Here is a 19776-nt window from a genome sequence, read left to right on the forward strand (position 1 = left end):
TGCTACTTATTCCTCGATTTTACCGCCAGCAGCTTCGATAGCAGCACGAGCGCCTTTAGTAACACGCAGGCCACGAACAGTTACCGGAGTAGTGACTTCACCAGCCAGGATCACTTTCGCGAACTCGATCTGGATACCGATAATGTTAGCTGCTTTCAGCGTGTTCAGGTCTACAACACCGCCTTCAACTTTAGCCAGGTCAGACAGACGAACTTCGGCTGTAATCGCTGCTTTACGTGAAGTGAAGCCGAATTTCGGCAGACGACGGTACAGAGGCATCTGACCACCCTCGAAACCGCGACGTACGCCACCGCCAGAACGAGACTTCTGACCTTTGTGACCACGACCACCGGTTTTACCGAGGCCAGAACCGATACCACGACCCAGGCGTTTACCCGCCTTTTTGGAGCCTTCGGCCGGAGACAGAGTATTTAAACGCATCTCTTACTCCTCAACTTTAACCATGAAGGAAACCGCGTTGACCATACCACGAACTGCAGGAGTATCCTCGCGTTCTACGGTGTGACCAATACGACGCAGACCCAGGCCAAGCAGCGTTGCCTTGTGTTTCGGCAGACGACCGATTGCACTGCGGGTTTGAGTAATTTTAATAGTCTTTGCCATGGTTTATTTCCCCAGAATTTCTTCAACGGATTTACCACGCTTGGCAGCGACCATTTCCGGAGATTTCATATTTTCCAGACCGTCGATAGTTGCACGAACCACGTTAATCGGGTTGGTGGAACCATACGCTTTAGCCAGAACGTTACGAACTCCAGCGACTTCCAGAACGGCGCGCATTGCACCACCGGCGATGATACCGGTACCTTCGGAAGCCGGCTGCATGAATACACGAGAACCCGTGTGAGTACCCTTAACCGGGTGCTGCAGGGTGCCGTGGTTCAGCGCGACGTTAATCATATTGCGACGGGCTTTTTCCATCGCTTTCTGGATCGCTGCTGGAACTTCACGCGCTTTACCGTAACCAAAACCAACGCGACCGTTACCATCGCCAACTACAGTCAGAGCTGTGAAGGAGAAAATACGACCACCTTTAACGGTTTTAGATACGCGGTTTACCGCGATCAGCTTTTCCTGCAGTTCGCCAGCTTGTTTTTCGATGTGAGCCATCTTACACCTCTACCTTAGAACTGAAGGCCAGCTTCACGGGCAGCATCTGCCAGTGCCTGGACACGACCATGATATTGGAACCCGGAACGGTCAAAGGACACATCTTTGATGCCTTTTTCCAGAGCGCGTTCGGCGACAGCTTTACCCACAGCTGCTGCAGCGTCTTTGTTACCGGTGTACTTCAGTTGTTCAGCGATAGCTTTTTCTACAGTAGAAGCAGCTACCAGAACTTCAGAACCGTTCGGTGCAATTACCTGTGCGTAAATATGACGCGGGGTACGATGTACCACCAGGCGAGTTGCGCCCAGCTCTTTGAGCTTGCGGCGTGCGCGGGTCGCACGACGGATACGAGCAGATTTCTTATCCATAGTGTTACCTTACTTCTTCTTAGCCTCTTTGGTACGCACGACTTCGTCGGCGTAACGAACACCCTTGCCTTTGTAAGGCTCAGGACGACGGTAGGCGCGCAGATCTGCCGCAACCTGACCGATCAGCTGTTTATCAGCGCCTTTCAGCACGATTTCAGTCTGAGTCGGACATTCTGCAGTGATACCTGCCGGCAGCTGATGATCAACTGGATGAGAGAAACCTAAAGCCAGGTTTACTACATTCCCTTTGACCGCTGCACGATAACCTACACCAACCAGCTGCAGCTTCTTAGTGAAGCCTTCGGTAACACCGACAACCATTGCATTCAGCAGGGCACGCGCGGTACCAGCCTGAGCCCATCCATCTGCGTAACCATCACGCGGACCGAAGGTCAGTGCATTATCTGCATGATTTACTGCAACAGCATCGTTGAGAGTACGAGTCAGCTCGCCGTTTTTACCTTTGATCGTAATAACCTGACCGTTGATTTTTACATCAACGCCGGCAGGAATAACGACCGGTGCTTTAGCAACACGAGACATTTTTTCCTCCGATTAGGCTACGTAGCAGATAATTTCGCCACCAAGACCAGCCTGGCGCGCTGCACGATCAGTCATAACACCTTTAGAGGTAGAAACAACTGCGATACCCATGCCAGCCATAACCTTCGGCAGCTCGTCTTTACGCTTATAAATGCGCAGACCTGGGCGACTGACACGCTGAATGCTTTCTACAACAGCTTTACCCTGGAAATACTTAAGAGTAAGTTCCAGTTCCGGCTTGGTGTCGCCTTCAACTTTAAAATCTTCAATAAAACCTTCTTCCTTCAGCACGTTGGCAATTGCCACTTTCAGCTTGGAGGAAGGCATGGTGACCGCAGCTTTATTCGCGGCCTGACCGTTACGGATACGGGTCAGCATATCCGCGATCGGATCTTGCATGCTCATCTGTCTTTACTCCCGTGATTCAATTGGTAATTACCAGCTAGCCTTTTTCAAGCCTGGTACTTCACCGCGCATAGCGGCTTCACGCAGTTTGATACGGCTCAACCCGAACTTGCCCACATAGCCATGCGGACGACCTGTTTGACGGCAGCGGTTACGCTGACGGGACGGGCTGGAATCACGCGGCAGAGACTGCAGCTTCAGAACTGCGTTCCAACGATCTTCGTCGGTCGCGTTCACATCAGAGATAATAGCTTTCAGTTCAGCGCGTTTTGCGAAGTACTTATCAGCTAAAGCTACGCGCTTTACTTCGCGTGCTTTCATTGATTGCTTAGCCATTCAGTAACCCTACCTTACTTGCGGAACGGGAAGTCAAAGGCAGCCAGCAGAGCACGGCCTTCTTCGTCAGATTTCGCAGTAGTGGTAATGGTAATATCCAAACCACGCACGCGGTCGACTTTATCGTAGTCGATTTCTGGGAAGATGATCTGCTCACGGACACCCATGCTGTAGTTACCACGACCATCGAATGACTTAGCGGACAGGCCACGGAAGTCACGGATACGTGGAACAGCAATAGTGATCAGACGCTCAAAGAACTCCCACATGCGTTCGCCACGCAGAGTTACTTTACAGCCGATCGGATAGCCCTGACGGATTTTGAAGCCTGCAACTGATTTGCGTGCTTTGGTGATCAGCGGTTTTTGACCGGAGATTGCTGTCAGGTCAGCTGCTGCGTTATCCAGCAGTTTCTTGTCAGCGATCGCTTCACCAACACCCATGTTCAGGGTGATCTTCTCGACCCGAGGGACTTGCATGACAGAATTGTAGTTAAACTCAGTCATGAGTTTAGCGACTACTTCGTCTTTGTAGTAATCATGCAGTTTCGCCATCGTACTACTCCAAATTACTTGATAGTTTCGCTGTTAGATTTGAAGAAACGGACTTTTTTGCCGTCTTCGAATCTAAAGCCTACACGGTCAGCCTTGCCGGTTGCCGCGTTGAAGATTGCAACGTTAGAAACCTGAATAGCAGCTTCTTTTTCAACGATGCCGCCTGGTTGGTTCAGAGCCGGAACCGGCTTCTGGTGTTTCTTAACCAGGTTGATACCTTCAACAATGAGCTTGCCGGAAGACAAGACATTCTTAACTTTACCGCGTTTACCTTTATCTTTACCGGTTAACACGATAACTTCGTCATCACGACGGATCTTCGCTGCCATGATTCGCTCCTTAGAGTACTTCTGGTGCCAGAGAGATAATTTTCATGAACTTCTCGTTACGAAGTTCACGAGTTACCGGCCCAAAAATACGCGTACCGATAGGTTGCTCGCTGTTATTGTTTAAAATAACGCATGCATTACCATCGAAGCGAATGACAGAACCGTCCGGGCGACGAACACCCTTCTTGGTGCGCACCACTACCGCCTTCAGCACATCACCTTTTTTGACCTTACCACGCGGAATTGCTTCCTTGATGGTGATCTTGATGATATCGCCGACGCCTGCGTAGCGACGGTGCGAGCCACCCAGAACCTTGATACACATTACGCGACGTGCACCGGAGTTGTCGGCGACGTTCAGCATAGTCTGTTCTTGGATCATTTTAGTGCTCCGCTAATGTCAACTACTACTGAGACCCGAAAATCAGGTCGTTAAAAAAGCCCCATATCGGGGGCGCGGCATTATAACACCGCTCAAACGATATGGGTAGAAAAAATAAACGGCTCATCGCTGAGCCGTTTATTCGTTGAGAATGCCTACTGTATTACAGAACAGCTTTCTCTACAACGCGAACCAGCGTCCAGGACTTGGTCTTGGACAGCGGACGGCATTCGCGGATTTCAACCACGTCACCAGTACCGCATTCGTTGTTCTCGTCATGTACGTGCAGTTTGGTCGTACGCTTAATGAATTTACCGTAGATCGGGTGTTTCACAAAACGTTCGATAGCAACAACGATGGATTTCTCCATTTTATCGCTAACAACGCGACCTTGCAGAGTACGGATTTTATCGGTCATTACGCACCCGCCTTCTCAGTCAGTAAAGTCTTAACGCGTGCGACATCACGACGCACTTGCTTCAACAGGTGAGACTGTTGCAGCTGGCCACTTGCAGCCTGCATACGCAGGTTGAACTGCTCACGCAGCAGATTCAGCAGCTCGGTGTTCAGCTCTTCAACACTCTTCTCACGCAGCTCTTTTGCTTTCATTACATCACCGTCTTAGTTACAAAGGTGGTTTTAATCGGCAGTTTCGCTGCTGCCAGCTTGAATGCTTCACGGGCCAGCTCTTCCGGTACGCCGTCCATTTCATACAGGACTTTACCCGGCTGAATCAAGGCAACCCAATACTCCACGTTACCTTTACCTTTACCCATACGCACTGCCAGCGGCTTTTCAGTGATCGGTTTGTCCGGGAATACACGGATCCAGATCTTACCTTGACGCTTAACTGCACGGGTCATAGCACGACGTGCTGCTTCGATCTGACGGGCAGTCAGACGACCACGGCCAACAGCTTTCAGACCGAAGCTGCCGAAGCTAACATCCGCGCCAGCAGCCAGACCGCGGTTACGGCCTTTGTGCATTTTACGGAATTTTGTACGCTTTGGTTGTAACATCAGCGACGCTCCTTATTTACGGCCTTTACGCTGCTGCTTTTTAGGTTGCGCAGCCGGTTTTTCCGGTTGTTCAACAGCAGCCATACCACCCAGGATCTCGCCTTTGAAGATCCACACTTTAACGCCGATTACACCGTAAGTGGTGTGCGCTTCAGAGGTGTTGTAGTCGATGTCAGCACGCAGAGTGTGCAGCGGTACGCGACCTTCGCGGTACCATTCGGTACGTGCGATTTCCGCGCCGCCCAGACGGCCGCTAACTTCAACTTTAATACCTTTAGCGCCCAGACGCATTGCGTTCTGTACAGCACGCTTCATAGCACGACGGAACATAACGCGACGTTCCAGCTGAGAAGTGATGCTGTCAGCAACCAATTTTGCGTCCAGTTCAGGTTTACGCACTTCGGCGATATTGATCTGGGCAGGAACGCCAGCAATATCAGCTACGACTTTGCGCAGTTTTTCTACGTCTTCGCCTTTCTTACCGATAACGATACCCGGGCGAGCGGTGTGAATGGTCACACGGATGCTCTTAGCCGGACGCTCGATAACGATACGAGATACAGACGCTTTAGCCAGTTCCTTAGTCAGGTACTGACGTACTTTAAAATCGCTGTCCAGGTTGTCAGCGAATTCTTTGGTGTTCGCAAACCAGGTTGAGTTCCATGGTTTTACAATACCCAGGCGAATACCATTAGGATGTACTTTCTGACCCATTGCTAGTCTCCAGAGTCTCAGCGATCGGACACAACCACAGTAATGTGGCTGGTGCGCTTCAGGATGCGATCTGCACGACCTTTTGCACGCGGCATAATGCGCTTCATGCTCGGGCCTTCGTCTACGAAAATTTTCGTAACTTTCAGATCGTCAATGTCAGCGCCATCGTTGTGTTCAGCGTTAGCAATGGCAGATTCCAGGACTTTCTTAACCAGTACAGCCGCTTTCTTATTGGTGTAGGTCAGAATATCCAGAGCCTGCGACACTTTCTTACCGCGAATCAGGTCTGCAACAAGGCGAACCTTCTGAGCAGAAGAACGAGCATGGCGATGTTGAGCTAAAGTTTCCATCTCTTCCTCCTACCTTATTTCTTCTTCGCTTTTTTATCAGCAGCGTGGCCGCGATAAGTACGAGTCGGTGCGAATTCACCCAGTTTGTGACCGACCATTTCGTCGGAAACAAATACCGGAACGTGCTGACGACCATTATGGACAGCGATGGTCAAACCGATCATGTTAGGAAAGATCGTTGAACGACGGGACCAAGTGCGCAGGGGCTTCTTGTCTCCGCTTTCCACCGCTTTCTCTACCTTCTTCAGCAAGTGCAGGTCAATAAAAGGACCTTTCTTGAGAGAACGTGGCATGGCTTATCCTCTAAAATTATTTGCTACGGCGACGTACGATGAATTTATCAGTACGCTTGTTGCTGCGGGTCTTCTTACCTTTGGTCTGAACGCCCCACGGAGTTACCGGGTGCTTACCAAAGTTACGACCTTCACCACCACCATGTGGGTGATCGACTGGGTTCATCGCAGTACCGCGAACGGTAGGACGAACACCACGCCAGCGTGCAGCACCTGCTTTACCCAGAACGCGCAGCATATGCTCAGCATTGCCAACTTCGCCCAGAGTTGCACGGCAGTCTGCTTCGACTTTACGCATTTCACCAGAACGCAGACGCAGGGTGACATAAGCACCATCACGAGCAACGATCTGAACGTAAGTACCAGCGGAACGTGCCAGCTGACCGCCTTTACCTGGTTTCATTTCTACGTTATGAACGGTAGAACCAACCGGGATATTGCGCATCGGCAGGGTGTTACCTGCTTTGATTGCAGCATCAACGCCAGATTGAACCTGGTCGCCAGCTTTCAGGCCTTTAGGGGCCAGAATGTAACGGCGTTCACCGTCTTTGTACAGAACCAGCGCGATGTTCGCGGAGCGGTTCGGATCGTACTCAAGACGTTCAACAATTGCTGGGATACCGTCTTTGTTGCGTTTGAAGTCAACAATACGATAAGCCTGCTTGTGACCACCACCGATGTGACGAGTGGTGATACGGCCATTGTTGTTACGACCACCGGATTTGCTGTTTTTTTCAACCAGCGGAGCAAAAGGTTTGCCCTTGTGCAGCTCTGGGTTGACCACTTTAACAACGTGGCGACGACCCGGAGATGTCGGTTTACATTTAACAACTGCCATTGTATTACTCCTCCGACTTACTCAGCGCCGCCGACGAAGTCCAGATTCTGGCCTTCCTTCAGGGTGACGTAAGCTTTTTTCCAGTCGCTACGACGACCGATACGCTGTCCGTGACGTTTAACTTTCCCTTTAACTACCAGGGTGTTAACGACTTCGACTTCGACTTCAAACAGTTTCTGCACAGCAGCTTTGATCTCTGCTTTGGTCGCGTCTTTAGCAACTTTGAGAACGATGGTGTTAGTTTTTTCCATCGCAGTAGACGCTTTTTCAGAAACGTGCGGTGCACGCAGCACCTTCAGCAGACGTTCTTCACGAATCATGCCAGCATCTCCTCAACTTGCTTAACAGCATCAGCAGTCATTACGACTTTGTCGAAGGCGATCAGGCTAACCGGGTCGATACCAGTTGCATCGCGTACGTCAACCTTGTGCAGGTTGCGCGCAGCCAGGAACAGGTTTTCGTCCAGCTCACCGGTGATGATCAGCACATCTTCCAGAGCCATGTCTTTCAGTTTCTGTGCCAGCAGCTTAGTTTTAGGCGCTTCTACAGAGAACTTCTCGACAACGATCAGACGATCCTGACGTACCAGTTCGGACAGGATGCTTTTCAGCGCGCCGCGGTACATCTTTTTGTTAACTTTTTGACTGTGGTCCTGCGGGCGAGCAGCGAAGGTCACGCCACCTGAACGCCAGATCGGGCTCTTGATAGAACCTGAACGCGCACGGCCGGTACCTTTCTGGCGCCACGGCTTTTTGCCTGAACCAGTTACTTCAGCACGAGTCTTCTGAGCACGAGTACCCTGACGAGCACCAGCTGCATAAGCAACAACAACCTGGTGAACCAGCGCTTCGTTGAAATCACGACCGAAGGTAGTTTCGGAAACAGTCAGCGCGCTCTGCGCGTCTTTCAATACTAATTCCATTGCTATCCCCTTACGCCTTCACAGCTGGTTTAACGATCAGGTCGCAACCGGTCGCACCCGGAACACCACCTTTAACCAGCAGCAGGTTGCGCTCAGCGTCAACACGTACTACGTCCAGGCTCTGAACGGTTACACGTTCGTTGCCCAGCTGACCTGCCATTTTCTTGCCTTTGAACACTTTGCCCGGAGTCTGGTTCTGACCGATAGAACCCGGAACGCGGTGAGACAAGGAGTTACCGTGAGTAGCGTCCTGGGTACGGAAGTTCCAGCGCTTAACGGTACCAGCGAAACCTTTACCTTTAGAGGTACCGGTTACGTCAACTTTTTTAACGTCAGCAAACAGTTCAACGCTAATGTTCTGACCAACGGTGTATTCTTCACCATCTGCCAGACGGAACTCCCACAGGCCGCGGCCAGCTTCTACGCCAGCTTTAGCAAAGTGGCCAGCTTCCGGCTTAGTTACACGGTTAGCTTTTTTAGCACCGGTGGTAACCTGAACAGCGCGGTAGCCGTCGTTAGCCAGATCTTTAACCTGAGTAACGCGGTTTGCTTCAACTTCGATAACGGTTACTGGGATAGAGACGCCATCTTCAGTGAAGATGCGGGTCATACCCACTTTTTTACCGACTAAACCAATCATTGTATCAACCTCTCAATCGCTCGATGACCTGATTAACCCAGGCTGATCTGCACGTCTACACCGGCAGCCAGGTCCAGACGCATCAGAGCATCAACGGTTTTTTCAGTTGGCTCAACGATGTCAACCAGACGCTTGTGAGTACGGATCTCGTACTGATCACGCGCGTCTTTGTTAACGTGCGGAGAGATCAGAACGGTGAAACGCTCTTTGCGGGTCGGCAGCGGGATCGGACCACGAACCTGCGCACCAGTGCGCTTGGCAGTCTCGACGATTTCCGCGGTTGATTGATCGATCAGACGATGATCAAACGCTTTCAAACGGATACGGATTCTTTGGTTCTGCATGAGACCAGAGCTCCAATTATTTTATAGACGAAATAGTTACTCCTCAAACCCATTACGATTGATGGGAGAGTGTAACCGTTCTTACAGAGTTCCCCGATTGGGAACATTGTCAGATAGTCAAATCGACTATCAGTGGCTCATATCGAACCAGCCGTCAATTAAGACAAGCCCGCGCATTATACGTATCTGCGGGCTTAATGCAAGTGAAGTTGTATCGATAATAACCAACCTTTCGCAGAACGACGTTATTGCTGGTCAATTTCCGCTATGGCCTGCTTCACTCGCGCTTTGAGATCCCCGTTTTGAACAGGCTCGTCAGGCGCTGACGGTTCTTCGCTGCGCATATCATCCGCGCCTTCTTCTTCAACGGTCTCTTCCGGTTCCGGCAGCGGCTGCTGCTTATATATATAGTGCGCGTCAGACAGACGAAAGCTCGGCGGCACGGCCGGCGTCGCGGTATGCTGAATAAACGCGCTATGCGTATAGTAGCCTATGATTACCATGCCAATGCTCAACCCCAGCCATGAAAGCGCGATACGCGCGCACCGCCATAACGTAAGCGGCATATCTGGACGGTCAAAACGCAGGTTTTCGCTAAAATAATATTCATGATCCGTTTTCATACTTTCCCTCCGTCATGCATCAGTTTTGGGCTTTCATCCAGCGCCTGCCATAGACGAATAAGAGTAAGCCGCCCTACCATACCGTCAGCCTTAATCTTATTTTGCATTTGAAACTGGCGGACTTTTTCCGATAAAAGAGGGCTCCACTCTCCCGTGCTCTCAGCCTCAACATTCAACACGCGACTCAGCATCATATCCAGCCAGAGAATGTCGTCGACGCTGCTTTTCTTCATGATGCTCACATTACCGTCTGGTGAAGGTTTCCACATTAGCGTGTAATTCCCTTGCCACACTTCACTGAACCAGGCTTTATCCATAATCCATGTACCAGCACCCGACTGGGCGGTGATGGTCTGGTTGCTTTCTCCAATCACGACAACAGGTATAAGGCTATTATCTACCTTTAGCGTTGCTATCCAGGGGAGTTGCTGGGCCAGAAGCGATTCCAGCGTATCAGTGCCCGACAGGCAAACCAAACCCGCCCGGTACGCCTGATCGCACCATGCTTCCCCTTTATTGACCTCATATCCCCAGACGCTGTAAAGCCGCGCGAGCGACTCATTAGTTGACATAATCGTTGACGTCAGCGTTGTGGAAGAAAGTGATGCAGCCGATGGCTGTCCTGCAGGCCATATGCTGGCTATGGGCGGCAACCATCTGTCAAGCAATGGACTGAAGTGCCAGCCAGCGCTACCACATAGCGCCGCGACGACAACCACTGCCAGACACGTCCCCCCGGTTCGACGAGGCGCAGGCAGACAACGCAGCGCTTCACGTTGCTGAAGCGGCGTGATGATGGTTTGTTGTTCACCCTGTTTCGTTTTATTACGCGTAAGATTCCACCCGACACGCGCCGCCAGATGCAGATTACCGCGGCAACGTTTCATGATATGTCGGATAAATGTCTCAGGAAGAGCATCTTGGCCCTCCTGTTCCGTTTCGATACAGGGTGCGATTACCCTACGGTAATCCTCAATATCCGGGATGGGTACGTCGAACCAGAGCGGATGCATCGTACGTAACTGGCGCTGCTGTCTCAGACTGTATCTACCGGTTACTAACAGCCGGGCCTTCGGCATTATGGCGATAAACGCCTTAACCGTTGCAGTAATACCGGTGGTGACCTGATGTCCGTCTTCCAAAATAAACAGAGGCTTATCGCATGCCTTAACGGTTATCAGACCAAGTAATTCGCTCCAGATCGTCTCGCCAGAAAATGACCGTCCGGTTAAACATCCCACCTTTTGCGTATCTGCGATAACCTGCCATTCCCACCTATAACCTTTTCTATTTACAGGTGCCAGAGTTAGCACCCGATGTGGCCATAACGCTTCTACACTGCGTGCAAGCGTGCTTTTTCCGGTGCCTTTTGCCCCATGTAATACCAGCCATTGTTCGTTCAAAAACGCGGAAAGGATATTATCCCGCAACAGTTGCTGGCGGGAGGTCAAAACAGAAATGAACTCATCCATGAATATTCATATTTTCCATAAAATTTATTATTTCCTAAAGTAGGAACGTGGGAGCCAAAACGCTTGTCGCCTGGCAGCAGGATAAATATATTATCGTTATCATTAACAAGAAACAGATTAACTTGTTAGTTATTCTTAATCATAATTTTATGAAAACTATCCGCCACGTATTCAAAAGCACGCTATTTTATCATGGCGCCTACCTCATAGTGATATTTGCAAGCGTTATATGTATTTTTGCTTGTATACATAAAGGATATGAACAGTGGTTTGAAAACAAAACATTGCGGACAGCATCAAGTCAAATTCATCAGGAGAATATCTCAAACAGAAAACAAAAATGGCATTTATCATCCGTGCCCTTAGATACAGATATGAATGTTTCCCCCCATCAACAATCGCATGCGCAAGAGGCATTGCTGTCCGGGGTCGTTGTCAGCGGAATTATTCATAGTTCAAATAAATCCATTTCCCGCGCAATCTTGCAGGAAAATGGTGAGCAAAATGTTTATGCCATTAATGATTATCTGAAGTCCTCCAGCAAAATACGTGTTACGGGTATTACAAAGAATCAGATAATGTTTTCTTCTGGTGAGCAAACACTGCAACTGACATTGCTTGCTGAACTGGCACAACCGTCCAGGCCTCAGGGGGCGGTAGCATCCCAGCAAGAGCAACAAGCGGTAACGCTGGCTGATTTCATTGATGCCCGTCCTGTAGTGGATAAGAACACTTTACGTGGTTTACGCCTTCTGCCACGAAAGCAGGTTCAGTTTTTTAAGCATTCTTCCCTCGAACCTGGGGATATAGCCATTCAGCTAAATAATATCAAGTTGACTCAACAGGCAAATTTAGGCAAAGCACAAAATGCGCTTAAGCACCTTAAAATGGCTCAGTTCACCGTCTTACGTAATGCTTCGCCACGGTTAATTAATGTTTCAGTTCAACAATTCCAGGATGGAAAGGAAGACTAAATGGAGAGAACTGTTTTACATCGGCGACTGAAAAGTTGGTCGTTGATACTTTTACTCGCAGCCTCCTGCCGCACTGCATTCGCAGTCGATTATACCGCTAACTTTGACAATGCGGACATTCAGACATTTGTCAATATTGTCGGCCAAAATATGGGTAAAACCATTCTGATTGATCCCGATGTTAAGGCTTCAATATCCGTCAGAAGCAATGATACCTTCAATGAGGATGAATATTATCAGTTTTTCCTGAGCGTACTGGATCTCTACGGTTTCTCAATTATTACTCTTGATAATGGGTTACTTAAGGTAGTGCGTTCAGAGCAAGTCAAAACAATGCCAGGAAGACTCATTAGCGGGACGAAACCCGGCAAAGGAGATGAACTGGTGACGCGTATTGTGTCACTGGAAAACGTTCCTGCCCGCGTATTGTCCCCCTTGCTTCGACAAATGCTTGATGGCGGTAAGGTCGGTAATGTTGTGCATTACGAACCATCAAATGCATTGATCATCACCGGCAAAGCCTCAACCGTCAATCGTCTGTTGGAGGTGGTTAAACGTGTCGATGTGATGGGTGATGCCAAAGAACAGGTTTTCACACTGAAGTATGCCTCAGCGACCGACCTGGCCGACGTCCTCAATGACCTGGCGCGAGAAAATGGCAAAGAGGCTAAACCGGCCACACTTCAGACGCGCATCGTTGCAGATAAACGTAGTAATGCGTTAATTGTCAGCGGTTCCGATCGTGCCCGGGCGCGCATGGCACAACTTATTTCCCGGCTGGATACGCAAGATCAAGGTGAGGGCAACACCCGTGTCTGGTATTTGAAATATGCCAAAGCAGATAAACTGGTTGAAGTTTTAACCGGCGTCACGCAAAAGATGAAGGATGAAAAAAGCAGTGCTTCAAAATCATCTGCCAGCAGCAATAACGATATATCCATCACGGCAGATGAACAAACCAACTCGCTGGTTATTACCGCAGACCAAAGTATTCTCCAGCAGTTAGAAGATGTCATCGCCAAACTGGACATTCGCCGCGCCCAGGTTCTGGTCGAAGCTATCATCGTGGAAGTTCAGGATGGTAAAGGCATTAATCTTGGAGTCCAGTGGGCCAATAAAAACGTCGGCGTGCAGCAGTTTACCAAGACCAATCTTCCCATTTTCAATGCCGCACAAGGGGTTCAAGAATTCAAGAGACAGGGCGGTACCACCAGCGATAACCCTGCATATGATTTGTTCAGTAACTTCAACGGTCTTGCCGCAGGATTCTTCAACGGCGACTGGGGGGTTCTCCTTACCGCGCTGAGTAGCAATAGCAAGAATGATATTCTTTCTACTCCGAGTATCGTGACACTCGATAACAAAGAGGCATCTTTCAACGCCGGGCAAGACGTTCCGGTGCTTTCCGGGTCGCAAACCACCTCGGGCGATAATATTTACAGCACCGTCGAACGTAAGACAGTCGGCACTAAGCTAAAAGTTACGCCGCAAATCAATGAAGGCGATTCCGTATTAATGGAAATTGAGCAAGAGGTGTCCAGTGTCGATTCTACGGCAACCTCATCCACTCTCGGCCCTACATTTAATACCCGTACTATTCAAAACGCCGTCCTGGTAAAAAGCGGTGAAACCGTGGTATTGGGCGGATTGATGGATGACTCAAGTAAACAAGAGGTTTCGAAAGTTCCCTTACTGGGTGATATCCCCCTCATTGGGCAACTTTTTCGCTATACCTCAAATGAAAAAAATAAACGCAACTTGATGGTGTTCATCCGACCAACCATCATCAGAGATGATGAAGTCTACCATTCGCTTTCGAGGGATAAATATACTGGCTTCAAGGAGATGCAACAAAACAGGAGTAGCAAGCAAAACGGTAGCCTGATTGATGTCGATGCCATTGAATCATTAGATGACCACGCATTTGACTCCTCTGTGGCCACACCAGCTAAGTCAAACAGCAAAAATCCGTTCCATAACGGCAGTGCAAAATGACAGCCTTTACGTGGAAAAAAGCACAGCGGTACGGTATTGCCGTACAGCAGGAAGAGCTGATTTATGCTGAAAATACCTCGCTTGAATCTATGCTGGACGTAGCCGCAACAGCGCCTGAATGTAGCCGGTTTACCCGGCTCTCTGCGCAACAGTTTGAGGAAAAACTCGAGCACCTGTATCAACAGAACAGCGGCACTGCCCAGTTGATCGCAGAAGATATGAATAACCTTGATGATCTCAACATTCTTTCTGAGGAGATCCAGTCCAATGAAGATCTGCTTAACGAACAATCCGATGCGCCGGTCATACGACTAATTAATGCCGTACTCAGTGAAGCAATCAAGGAACATGCATCCGATATTCATATCGAAGTATTTGAGAAAACGATGGGGATCCGCTTTCGCGTCGATGGCGTTCTGCGTCCAGTGGTTCAGCCTAATAAAAAGCTGGCGGCCCTGCTGATCTCACGTATCAAAGTGATGGCCAAGCTGGATATTGCCGAAAAGCGCCTCCCACAGGATGGCCGCATAACGTTAAAAATAGGCCAGCGGAATGTGGATGTGCGTGTCTCTACGCTCCCCTCACAGCATGGCGAACGTGTCGTTTTGCGTCTGCTGGATAAAACCAGCCTGCGGTTATCAATCGATAAGCTGGATATGTCAGCAGAAGACACACACAGCCTGAAAGATCTGATTGCCCTCCCCCACGGCATTATTCTGGTCACCGGCCCAACGGGTTCAGGAAAAAGTACCACGCTATACGCCATCCTTTCCGCACTGAATAGCCCGGAGCGTAACGTCCTCACCGTTGAAGATCCGATTGAATATGAACTGGAAGGGATAGGTCAAACGCAGGTCAATAGTCGCGTAGATATGTCTTTTGCCCGTGGGCTACGCGCCATTTTACGTCAGGATCCTGATGTCGTGATGGTAGGTGAAATTCGCGACGCCGAAACAGCGCAGATTGCTGTTCAGGCGTCGTTGACCGGACATCTGGTTCTTTCGACTCTCCATACAAACAGCGCCAGCGGAGCCGTAACACGATTGCGGGATATGGGGGTGGAATCTTTTCTGCTTTCTTCATCACTTGTCGGGGTTATTGCCCAGCGTCTGGTAAGACGACTGTGTAACCACTGCAAAATACCGCGCCCTGCCACCCACCAGCAACAGCAACTCCTGCTGGCTCAAGGGATCAATACCTCTCAGGTCTGGCATGCCGGGGGCTGCGAGGCATGCAGGCATAGCGGCTATCAGGGGCGACTGGCAATTCACGAGCTGTTACTTGTTACGCCTGAACTGCGCGAAGCCATTCACACAGAGACCAACGAACAGCATCTGGAGCAAATTCAGCGTCGTCACCATCGTAGTTTGCTGGCAAACGGTCTCCGCGTCGCCGCAGAAGGCATTACATCGCTGGAGGAAGTGCTAAGAGTGACATCGGAAGGGCAAACACCGACGGAGCAGCCTGAATGAAATATTGCTGGACCGCAACAGATGTGAAGGGAAATCGTATTACGGGCGTTAGCGAAGCCGCAAGCGAACGGGACATGGTGGCGCAACTGCGTAGCCAGGCCCTATTGCCGCAAACGATAAAACCCCAACGACGCGCGATCCCCCTGAAGACCCTCCCTGCACGAGTCAGTCACAGTGAATTAACGCTTTTTACGCGTCAGATTGCAACGCTAATCGCCGCAGCATTACCGCTGGATGAAGCCCTCGACGTGGTTCGGCAACAAAAAGAAAATAAGAAACTTGCCGATGTGATTACGACTCTTCGGCAGTCCATTCTTGAAGGACAATCACTGTCAACTGCGATGCAGGCATATCCCCGCCTGTTTGATGCCGTCTTTTGCACGCTCGTTAAAGCGGGCGAAACGGTGGGTCAGTTAGGCGCAGTTCTGGAAAGACTGGCGGATTTTAACGAAGCGCGCCAGCGAATGCGCAGCAAGCTTACGCAGGCTTTAATCTATCCTTCCCTGCTCACTACGGTCGCTATTCTGGTGGTTATTATTTTGCTCACCACCGTGGTGCCTAAGGTCGCAGCGCAGTTTATCCACCTCAAACACGCATTGCCGCTCACCACTCGGATCCTGCTCGCGATCAGCAATTTTTTGTCGGCATATGGCCCTTGGATCCTGCTCACCCTCATTGGCGGTGGATGCCTGTTTTCTTTCTGGCTTAAACAAAAGGGAAACCGGCATCGATTTCACCGTTGGTTAATTCAATTTCGCTTAACGTCGCCTTTAGTATGCGCCATCAATAGCGCTCGCTACTTACGCGCCCTGAGCATTCTTAACAGCAGCGGCGTTCCTCTTTTACAAGCTATGTCGCTTTCCGCTGAGGGGGTGAGTAATCAGGAAATACGCCAGCGTCTGGGTGAAGCGGCTGAGAGCGTTCGCCAGGGCAACAGCGTTAGCCAGTCGCTGGAGAAGACGAAGATTTTTCCCGCGATGATGCTCTACATGATCGCCTCCGGGGAAAAAAGCGGTCAGCTTGGAGAACTCATGCAGCGGGCAACAGAAAATCAGGAAATCCAGCTACAAAACCGCATCGCACTGACGCTGGCAATTTTTGAACCTGCGTTGATCGTTGTGATGGCGATGATCGTTTTGTTCATTGTCGTCTCGGTTATGCAGCCAATTTTACAACTTAACTCATTAATGAACTAAGGAAAGGTTATGGAACAACAGACACGGGCCACAGAGCGTGGCTTTACCCTCATGGAATTGATGGTGGTCATTGTGATTTTGGGGGTTCTGGCAAGCCTGGTCGTGCCGAATCTGATGGGCAACAAAGATCGCGCGGACAGACAAAAGGCGGTCAGCGACATTGTCGCGCTCGAAAATGCGCTGGACATGTACAAGCTGGACAACCATCGCTACCCCACAACGGAACAAGGTCTGGAAGCACTCATCACCGCGCCGGAGCTCTCTCCCAAGGCCGAGAATTACAATACTGACGGTTATATCCGACGTCTGCCTGCAGACCCCTGGGGGAACGACTATATCCTGATAAGCCCCGGCGAACATGGCGCTATTGATATCAGCTCCGTAGGGCCAGATGGAGAAGCTGGAACGGCGGATGACATTAACAACTGGGATAATAACAAAAAATCGCAATAAACATGACGCATCAGAAAGGATTCACGTTGCTGGAAGTGATGCTGGTTGTGGTCATTATCGCCATCTCAGCTACGGGCATTATCGCCATGCAAAGTGACCGGCTGGGATCAGGCGGAAAGCTACTACAGCGGATCGACACCTTCAGGCAGACGGTGAAATACGCGTCAGACCTGGCGTTGCTGGAAAAGCATGTGGTCGGTTTGCGGTTGACCACTGAAGGCTGGACTTTTTACCTGCCGCAAAAGGATTCAACCCACAAATGGAACTGGCAAGAACTGGCCGACAGCGACAGTTTACCGCTTTACGGTGACTGGGCTGCGCCAGCGAAACCTGAAGTAACGCCTTCAGCAGAAAATGCAAATCCACAAATTATGATCTTACCCGATGGTCAACTGACGCCTTTTACCGTGATGTTCAGAGATGAAGACGGTGCAAAATTCGTGACTCTGCGGTGTGACGGATCGCTACCGCTGGATATCACTCGCCTTGAGGATGCGCAATGAAGCAACAAAGCGGAATGCTCCTGCTTGAGGTATTGCTGGCGATGGCAATCTTTGCGACCGCTGTCATAGGGTTGATTAGCAGTATGCAATGGCAACTCTCTGCTCTCGACACGCTGAAGCAAGAAACTCTGGCACTCTGGGCTGCGGACAACGCCTTGATTGGAACCATTAACGACCAGACCACCTCGGGAAAAGGTCAGACAATACTGCTGAACGAGACTTTCTCCTGGCAGTTGTCGGGTAGCCTGCAAAACCAATCAGCCATTAATCAAAAGCAAGCCAGCGTAACCTCCGCCAGCGGACGGACGCTTAATCTGTACTCCTGGACGCCAGAAAACGGAGACAAAAAATGAGTAAGATGCCGCGGGGCTTCACGTTACTGGAAGTGATGCTGGCAATTGCCATTTTCTCGACGCTCAGTTTTTTGGCCTCAATGGTTTTTTCCCAGGCCTCAGAGCAGCATCAGCGTGCGAAAAAGACAGCCGATAATTTTGATGCTATTCAGCATACGATGCTGCTGTTTGAAAACGATTTGATGCAGTACGTTCCGCGAAAAAACCGTCAGACGAATCAGCCTTTTTTCAGCGAAAAAGATGGCGCGATTTTCACTACCCAGACACGAGACCCAGCCATGCCTTTCGAGGCCGCTTTCATTCTCACTACCGTCCACTGGTATGTGGACAACGGCACGTTATACCGCGCGATGAGACGCTCGCCCGATGGCAAAAAGGAGGCACCGCCACAAGCGTTACTCTCCGACATCGCTCATCTGTCCGCAACAATGGCTCTCGCTGAGGGCGACAGTACATCTACAACGGCTAAAATAACGCTGGAGCGTGAAAACGGAGAGATTCTTACTCGTCTTTTTATTCTGCCCGGCTGGTTCCCGGAGAAACAGAAATCCAGCCCGACTACAGGGGCGGCTACAGGGACAGCTAAATGAGTAATCAAAGGGGATCGGCGTTACTGATCGTGTTGATGATTCTGGCGCTGATGGCCGCGCTGGCATCAGAAATGACGATCAGCTTTCAGACTCAGTTGCAGCGCAGCCGACGCACAAATGACAGTATCCAGGGGAAATATGCGCTGCTGTATGCCGAAGCGCAAGCCACTGCACAAACGTTGCAGAATGCCAAGGATAAGCTTAGCCAATTTGATGAGCTCCCCCAGTTTGCAGAACTTCGCGACAACACAACGGTAAGCTGGCAAACCAGCGATCTACAACATTGCTTCAATCTGAACGCATTAGCAGATGTGCCGACGGACCCGATGACCACTCTGCCCTATAAAATCGAGGTGTTCGCAGCCCTGTTGGAAAAAATCGGCGTGGAAAAGTATCGCGCAGACGAGATCGCTCAATCCGGCGCAGATTACATTGATGCTGACGTGACGCCCCGTGTCAAAGGCGCTGAAGATGAGTATTACAAGTCCAGCCAACCGGGTTTTCTTACAGCAGGACAGATGATCTTTTTACCTGCCGAAATACGCAAGCTCAAAGGAATGACCGACGCTATTTATCAAAAATTATCCCCTTTTATCTGCGCGACATTCAGCAATGAACTCGCCATAAATATTAATACTCTTACTGAGCAGCAGGCCCCTCTATTAGCTGCGCTATTTCTCAATAACCTCAGTGACTCAGATGCAAAAACACTACTGAAGAAACGCCCTGAGGGTGGCTGGAAAACGGTAGATGCCTTTCTCTATCAGGCACAACAAGATTACAGCGCCGCCAAACCCCTGACGGATTCGCTTAAAAAACAGTTAACCGCCAATAGCACCTTTTTTTTGACCACATCTACAGCCCACGAGGGTGACCTTACTTCCGGTATGCGCACATTTTTCTTTTATGATGAAAAAAATAAAACAATTAAAATCTATTTACGCCAACTTACGGATGGCAGTAGCGAAGAGTAAAGC

General features: G+C 50.0%; 32 protein-coding genes. 9 read left to right on the plus strand and 23 right to left on the minus strand.

The features are described 5' to 3' along the window. Positions 1 to 6 precede the first annotated feature (6 nt). The 23 genes from rplO to OGV69_RS11475 all read right to left on the minus strand — a co-directional run bounded on the left by rplO (position 7) and on the right by OGV69_RS11475 (position 11263). Complete coding sequence (gene rplO / locus OGV69_RS11365) at positions 7 to 441, minus strand: 50S ribosomal protein L15 (protein ID WP_001238917.1); 435 nt, start codon at positions 439 to 441, stop codon at positions 7 to 9. A 3-nt stretch (positions 442 to 444) separates the two neighbouring features. Further along, positions 445 to 624 (minus strand): 50S ribosomal protein L30, encoded by a 180-nt coding sequence (gene rpmD, locus OGV69_RS11370; protein WP_001140434.1) that lies wholly within the window; start codon positions 622 to 624, stop codon positions 445 to 447. Positions 625 to 627: 3 nt separating this feature from the next. After that, positions 628 to 1131 carry a 30S ribosomal protein S5 gene (gene rpsE, locus OGV69_RS11375; RefSeq protein WP_003031131.1) on the minus strand — a complete coding sequence of 168 codons (504 nt, stop codon included), beginning with the start codon at positions 1129 to 1131 and terminating at the stop codon, positions 628 to 630. Between the two features lie 14 nt (positions 1132 to 1145). After that, positions 1146 to 1499: a 50S ribosomal protein L18 gene (gene rplR / locus OGV69_RS11380; protein ID WP_000358956.1), complete on the minus strand. Its 354-nt coding sequence runs from the start codon at positions 1497 to 1499 to the stop codon at positions 1146 to 1148. Positions 1500 to 1508: 9 nt separating this feature from the next. After that, entirely contained in the window at positions 1509 to 2042 is a 534-nt protein-coding gene (gene rplF / locus OGV69_RS11385) for a 50S ribosomal protein L6 (RefSeq protein WP_006687355.1), read from the minus strand. Positions 2043 to 2054: 12 nt separating this feature from the next. Then, complete coding sequence (rpsH, locus tag OGV69_RS11390) at positions 2055 to 2447, minus strand: 30S ribosomal protein S8 (RefSeq protein ID WP_003031127.1); 393 nt, start codon at positions 2445 to 2447, stop codon at positions 2055 to 2057. Positions 2448 to 2477: 30 nt separating this feature from the next. Then, a complete protein-coding gene (rpsN, locus tag OGV69_RS11395; protein WP_003031125.1) occupies positions 2478 to 2783 on the minus strand; it encodes a 30S ribosomal protein S14 in 306 nt (101 codons plus the stop codon). 14 nt (positions 2784 to 2797) lie between these two features. Next, on the minus strand, positions 2798 to 3337 hold the full coding sequence (gene rplE, locus OGV69_RS11400) for a 50S ribosomal protein L5 (RefSeq protein ID WP_003031123.1): 540 nt from the start codon (positions 3335 to 3337) through the stop codon (positions 2798 to 2800). 14 nt (positions 3338 to 3351) lie between these two features. Continuing rightward, positions 3352 to 3666 carry a 50S ribosomal protein L24 gene (gene rplX / locus OGV69_RS11405; RefSeq protein ID WP_004106345.1) on the minus strand — a complete coding sequence of 105 codons (315 nt, stop codon included), beginning with the start codon at positions 3664 to 3666 and terminating at the stop codon, positions 3352 to 3354. A 10-nt stretch (positions 3667 to 3676) separates the two neighbouring features. Continuing rightward, positions 3677 to 4048 carry a 50S ribosomal protein L14 gene (gene rplN, locus OGV69_RS11410; protein ID WP_000613954.1) on the minus strand — a complete coding sequence of 124 codons (372 nt, stop codon included), beginning with the start codon at positions 4046 to 4048 and terminating at the stop codon, positions 3677 to 3679. Positions 4049 to 4211: 163 nt separating this feature from the next. Further along, on the minus strand, positions 4212 to 4466 hold the full coding sequence (rpsQ, locus tag OGV69_RS11415; RefSeq protein ID WP_003031120.1) for a 30S ribosomal protein S17: 255 nt from the start codon (positions 4464 to 4466) through the stop codon (positions 4212 to 4214). Beyond that, positions 4466 to 4657 carry a 50S ribosomal protein L29 gene (rpmC, locus tag OGV69_RS11420; RefSeq protein WP_000644742.1) on the minus strand — a complete coding sequence of 64 codons (192 nt, stop codon included), beginning with the start codon at positions 4655 to 4657 and terminating at the stop codon, positions 4466 to 4468. Before rpmC ends, rpsQ begins: the two co-directional genes overlap by 1 nt. Further along, on the minus strand, positions 4657 to 5067 hold the full coding sequence (rplP, locus tag OGV69_RS11425) for a 50S ribosomal protein L16 (RefSeq protein ID WP_000941208.1): 411 nt from the start codon (positions 5065 to 5067) through the stop codon (positions 4657 to 4659). The genes rpmC and rplP overlap by 1 nt, the downstream gene beginning before the upstream one ends. Positions 5068 to 5079: 12 nt before the next feature. Continuing rightward, positions 5080 to 5781, minus strand: coding sequence for a 30S ribosomal protein S3 (rpsC, locus tag OGV69_RS11430; protein ID WP_000529945.1), 702 nt, complete (start codon positions 5779 to 5781; stop codon positions 5080 to 5082). A gap of 17 nt (positions 5782 to 5798) precedes the next feature. After that, positions 5799 to 6131 (minus strand): 50S ribosomal protein L22, encoded by a 333-nt coding sequence (gene rplV, locus OGV69_RS11435; RefSeq protein ID WP_000448832.1) that lies wholly within the window; start codon positions 6129 to 6131, stop codon positions 5799 to 5801. Between the two features lie 14 nt (positions 6132 to 6145). Beyond that, on the minus strand, positions 6146 to 6424 hold the full coding sequence (rpsS, locus tag OGV69_RS11440; RefSeq protein ID WP_001138115.1) for a 30S ribosomal protein S19: 279 nt from the start codon (positions 6422 to 6424) through the stop codon (positions 6146 to 6148). A 16-nt stretch (positions 6425 to 6440) separates the two neighbouring features. Then, positions 6441 to 7262 (minus strand): 50S ribosomal protein L2, encoded by an 822-nt coding sequence (rplB, locus tag OGV69_RS11445; protein WP_038634702.1) that lies wholly within the window; start codon positions 7260 to 7262, stop codon positions 6441 to 6443. Between the two features lie 17 nt (positions 7263 to 7279). After that, on the minus strand, positions 7280 to 7582 hold the full coding sequence (gene rplW, locus OGV69_RS11450; protein ID WP_000617546.1) for a 50S ribosomal protein L23: 303 nt from the start codon (positions 7580 to 7582) through the stop codon (positions 7280 to 7282). Continuing rightward, positions 7579 to 8184: a 50S ribosomal protein L4 gene (gene rplD, locus OGV69_RS11455; RefSeq protein WP_000424395.1), complete on the minus strand. Its 606-nt coding sequence runs from the start codon at positions 8182 to 8184 to the stop codon at positions 7579 to 7581. The genes rplW and rplD overlap by 4 nt, the downstream gene beginning before the upstream one ends. A gap of 10 nt (positions 8185 to 8194) precedes the next feature. Next, positions 8195 to 8824: a 50S ribosomal protein L3 gene (gene rplC, locus OGV69_RS11460; protein WP_003031117.1), complete on the minus strand. Its 630-nt coding sequence runs from the start codon at positions 8822 to 8824 to the stop codon at positions 8195 to 8197. Between the two features lie 32 nt (positions 8825 to 8856). Further along, positions 8857 to 9168, minus strand: a complete 312-nt coding sequence (gene rpsJ, locus OGV69_RS11465) for a 30S ribosomal protein S10 (RefSeq protein WP_001181005.1) — start codon at positions 9166 to 9168, stop codon at positions 8857 to 8859. Between the two features lie 245 nt (positions 9169 to 9413). Then, complete coding sequence (locus tag OGV69_RS11470; RefSeq protein ID WP_069325298.1) at positions 9414 to 9791, minus strand: type II secretion system protein GspB, cryptic system variant; 378 nt, start codon at positions 9789 to 9791, stop codon at positions 9414 to 9416. Then, positions 9788 to 11263, minus strand: a complete 1476-nt coding sequence (locus OGV69_RS11475; RefSeq protein ID WP_069325299.1) for a peptidoglycan-binding domain-containing protein — start codon at positions 11261 to 11263, stop codon at positions 9788 to 9790. The genes OGV69_RS11470 and OGV69_RS11475 overlap by 4 nt, the downstream gene beginning before the upstream one ends. A gap of 47 nt (positions 11264 to 11310) precedes the next feature. Here OGV69_RS11475 and gspC point away from each other — a divergent pair, with 47 nt between their 5' ends. The 9 genes from gspC to gspK are packed head-to-tail and all read left to right on the plus strand — an operon-like array spanning position 11311 to position 19773. Continuing rightward, positions 11311 to 12237, plus strand: a complete 927-nt coding sequence (gene gspC, locus OGV69_RS11480) for a type II secretion system protein GspC (protein WP_069325300.1) — start codon at positions 11311 to 11313, stop codon at positions 12235 to 12237. Continuing rightward, a complete protein-coding gene (gene gspD, locus OGV69_RS11485) occupies positions 12238 to 14232 on the plus strand; it encodes a type II secretion system secretin GspD (protein ID WP_038634719.1) in 1995 nt (664 codons plus the stop codon). After that, the gene (gene gspE / locus OGV69_RS11490) at positions 14229 to 15704 is read left to right on the plus strand and encodes a type II secretion system ATPase GspE (RefSeq protein WP_069325301.1); all 1476 of its coding nucleotides are present in this window, start codon (positions 14229 to 14231) and stop codon (positions 15702 to 15704) included. Before gspD ends, gspE begins: the two co-directional genes overlap by 4 nt. Then, the gene (gspF, locus tag OGV69_RS11495) at positions 15701 to 16900 is read left to right on the plus strand and encodes a type II secretion system inner membrane protein GspF (RefSeq protein WP_069325302.1); all 1200 of its coding nucleotides are present in this window, start codon (positions 15701 to 15703) and stop codon (positions 16898 to 16900) included. The genes gspE and gspF overlap by 4 nt, the downstream gene beginning before the upstream one ends. Before the next feature lie 9 nt (positions 16901 to 16909). Beyond that, on the plus strand, positions 16910 to 17353 hold the full coding sequence (gene gspG / locus OGV69_RS11500) for a type II secretion system major pseudopilin GspG (protein WP_038634727.1): 444 nt from the start codon (positions 16910 to 16912) through the stop codon (positions 17351 to 17353). Between the two features lie 2 nt (positions 17354 to 17355). Further along, positions 17356 to 17856 (plus strand): type II secretion system minor pseudopilin GspH, encoded by a 501-nt coding sequence (gspH, locus tag OGV69_RS11505; protein WP_038634730.1) that lies wholly within the window; start codon positions 17356 to 17358, stop codon positions 17854 to 17856. Beyond that, positions 17853 to 18209: a type II secretion system minor pseudopilin GspI gene (gene gspI, locus OGV69_RS11510; RefSeq protein WP_038634734.1), complete on the plus strand. Its 357-nt coding sequence runs from the start codon at positions 17853 to 17855 to the stop codon at positions 18207 to 18209. The genes gspH and gspI overlap by 4 nt, the downstream gene beginning before the upstream one ends. Further along, positions 18206 to 18799: a PulJ/GspJ family protein gene (locus tag OGV69_RS11515; protein ID WP_069325303.1), complete on the plus strand. Its 594-nt coding sequence runs from the start codon at positions 18206 to 18208 to the stop codon at positions 18797 to 18799. The genes gspI and OGV69_RS11515 overlap by 4 nt, the downstream gene beginning before the upstream one ends. Then, on the plus strand, positions 18796 to 19773 hold the full coding sequence (gspK, locus tag OGV69_RS11520) for a type II secretion system minor pseudopilin GspK (protein WP_069325304.1): 978 nt from the start codon (positions 18796 to 18798) through the stop codon (positions 19771 to 19773). The genes OGV69_RS11515 and gspK overlap by 4 nt, the downstream gene beginning before the upstream one ends. The last annotated feature ends 3 nt before the right edge of the window (positions 19774 to 19776 follow it).

The sequence above is a fragment of the Citrobacter sp. Cc139 genome (assembly GCF_030334645.1).
Lineage (GTDB): Bacteria > Pseudomonadota > Gammaproteobacteria > Enterobacterales > Enterobacteriaceae > Citrobacter > Citrobacter werkmanii.

Excerpts from the sequence above, each read along its gene's own strand:
- rplO (WP_001238917.1), bottom strand. The coding sequence starts at position 441 with ATGCGTTTAAATACTCTGTCTCCGGCCGAAGGCTCCAAAAAGGCGGGT.
- rpmD (WP_001140434.1), bottom strand. The coding sequence starts at position 624 with ATGGCAAAGACTATTAAAATTACTCAAACCCGCAGTGCAATCGGTCGT.
- rpsE (WP_003031131.1), bottom strand. The coding sequence starts at position 1,131 with ATGGCTCACATCGAAAAACAAGCTGGCGAACTGCAGGAAAAGCTGATC.
- rplR (WP_000358956.1), bottom strand. The coding sequence starts at position 1,499 with ATGGATAAGAAATCTGCTCGTATCCGTCGTGCGACCCGCGCACGCCGC.
- rplF (WP_006687355.1), bottom strand. The coding sequence starts at position 2,042 with ATGTCTCGTGTTGCTAAAGCACCGGTCGTTATTCCTGCCGGCGTTGAT.
- rpsH (WP_003031127.1), bottom strand. The coding sequence starts at position 2,447 with ATGAGCATGCAAGATCCGATCGCGGATATGCTGACCCGTATCCGTAAC.
- rpsN (WP_003031125.1), bottom strand. The coding sequence starts at position 2,783 with ATGGCTAAGCAATCAATGAAAGCACGCGAAGTAAAGCGCGTAGCTTTA.
- rplE (WP_003031123.1), bottom strand. The coding sequence starts at position 3,337 with ATGGCGAAACTGCATGATTACTACAAAGACGAAGTAGTCGCTAAACTC.
- rplX (WP_004106345.1), bottom strand. The coding sequence starts at position 3,666 with ATGGCAGCGAAGATCCGTCGTGATGACGAAGTTATCGTGTTAACCGGT.
- rplN (WP_000613954.1), bottom strand. The coding sequence starts at position 4,048 with ATGATCCAAGAACAGACTATGCTGAACGTCGCCGACAACTCCGGTGCA.
- rpsQ (WP_003031120.1), bottom strand. The coding sequence starts at position 4,466 with ATGACCGATAAAATCCGTACTCTGCAAGGTCGCGTTGTTAGCGATAAA.
- rpmC (WP_000644742.1), bottom strand. The coding sequence starts at position 4,657 with ATGAAAGCAAAAGAGCTGCGTGAGAAGAGTGTTGAAGAGCTGAACACC.
- rplP (WP_000941208.1), bottom strand. The coding sequence starts at position 5,067 with ATGTTACAACCAAAGCGTACAAAATTCCGTAAAATGCACAAAGGCCGT.
- rpsC (WP_000529945.1), bottom strand. The coding sequence starts at position 5,781 with ATGGGTCAGAAAGTACATCCTAATGGTATTCGCCTGGGTATTGTAAAA.
- rplV (WP_000448832.1), bottom strand. The coding sequence starts at position 6,131 with ATGGAAACTTTAGCTCAACATCGCCATGCTCGTTCTTCTGCTCAGAAG.
- rpsS (WP_001138115.1), bottom strand. The coding sequence starts at position 6,424 with ATGCCACGTTCTCTCAAGAAAGGTCCTTTTATTGACCTGCACTTGCTG.
- rplB (WP_038634702.1), bottom strand. The coding sequence starts at position 7,262 with ATGGCAGTTGTTAAATGTAAACCGACATCTCCGGGTCGTCGCCACGTT.
- rplW (WP_000617546.1), bottom strand. The coding sequence starts at position 7,582 with ATGATTCGTGAAGAACGTCTGCTGAAGGTGCTGCGTGCACCGCACGTT.
- rplD (WP_000424395.1), bottom strand. The coding sequence starts at position 8,184 with ATGGAATTAGTATTGAAAGACGCGCAGAGCGCGCTGACTGTTTCCGAA.
- rplC (WP_003031117.1), bottom strand. The coding sequence starts at position 8,824 with ATGATTGGTTTAGTCGGTAAAAAAGTGGGTATGACCCGCATCTTCACT.
- rpsJ (WP_001181005.1), bottom strand. The coding sequence starts at position 9,168 with ATGCAGAACCAAAGAATCCGTATCCGTTTGAAAGCGTTTGATCATCGT.
- OGV69_RS11470 (WP_069325298.1), bottom strand. The coding sequence starts at position 9,791 with ATGAAAACGGATCATGAATATTATTTTAGCGAAAACCTGCGTTTTGAC.
- OGV69_RS11475 (WP_069325299.1), bottom strand. The coding sequence starts at position 11,263 with ATGGATGAGTTCATTTCTGTTTTGACCTCCCGCCAGCAACTGTTGCGG.
- gspD (WP_038634719.1), top strand. The coding sequence starts at position 12,238 with ATGGAGAGAACTGTTTTACATCGGCGACTGAAAAGTTGGTCGTTGATA.
- gspE (WP_069325301.1), top strand. The coding sequence starts at position 14,229 with ATGACAGCCTTTACGTGGAAAAAAGCACAGCGGTACGGTATTGCCGTA.
- gspF (WP_069325302.1), top strand. The coding sequence starts at position 15,701 with ATGAAATATTGCTGGACCGCAACAGATGTGAAGGGAAATCGTATTACG.
- gspG (WP_038634727.1), top strand. The coding sequence starts at position 16,910 with ATGGAACAACAGACACGGGCCACAGAGCGTGGCTTTACCCTCATGGAA.
- gspH (WP_038634730.1), top strand. The coding sequence starts at position 17,356 with ATGACGCATCAGAAAGGATTCACGTTGCTGGAAGTGATGCTGGTTGTG.
- gspI (WP_038634734.1), top strand. The coding sequence starts at position 17,853 with ATGAAGCAACAAAGCGGAATGCTCCTGCTTGAGGTATTGCTGGCGATG.
- OGV69_RS11515 (WP_069325303.1), top strand. The coding sequence starts at position 18,206 with ATGAGTAAGATGCCGCGGGGCTTCACGTTACTGGAAGTGATGCTGGCA.
- gspK (WP_069325304.1), top strand. The coding sequence starts at position 18,796 with ATGAGTAATCAAAGGGGATCGGCGTTACTGATCGTGTTGATGATTCTG.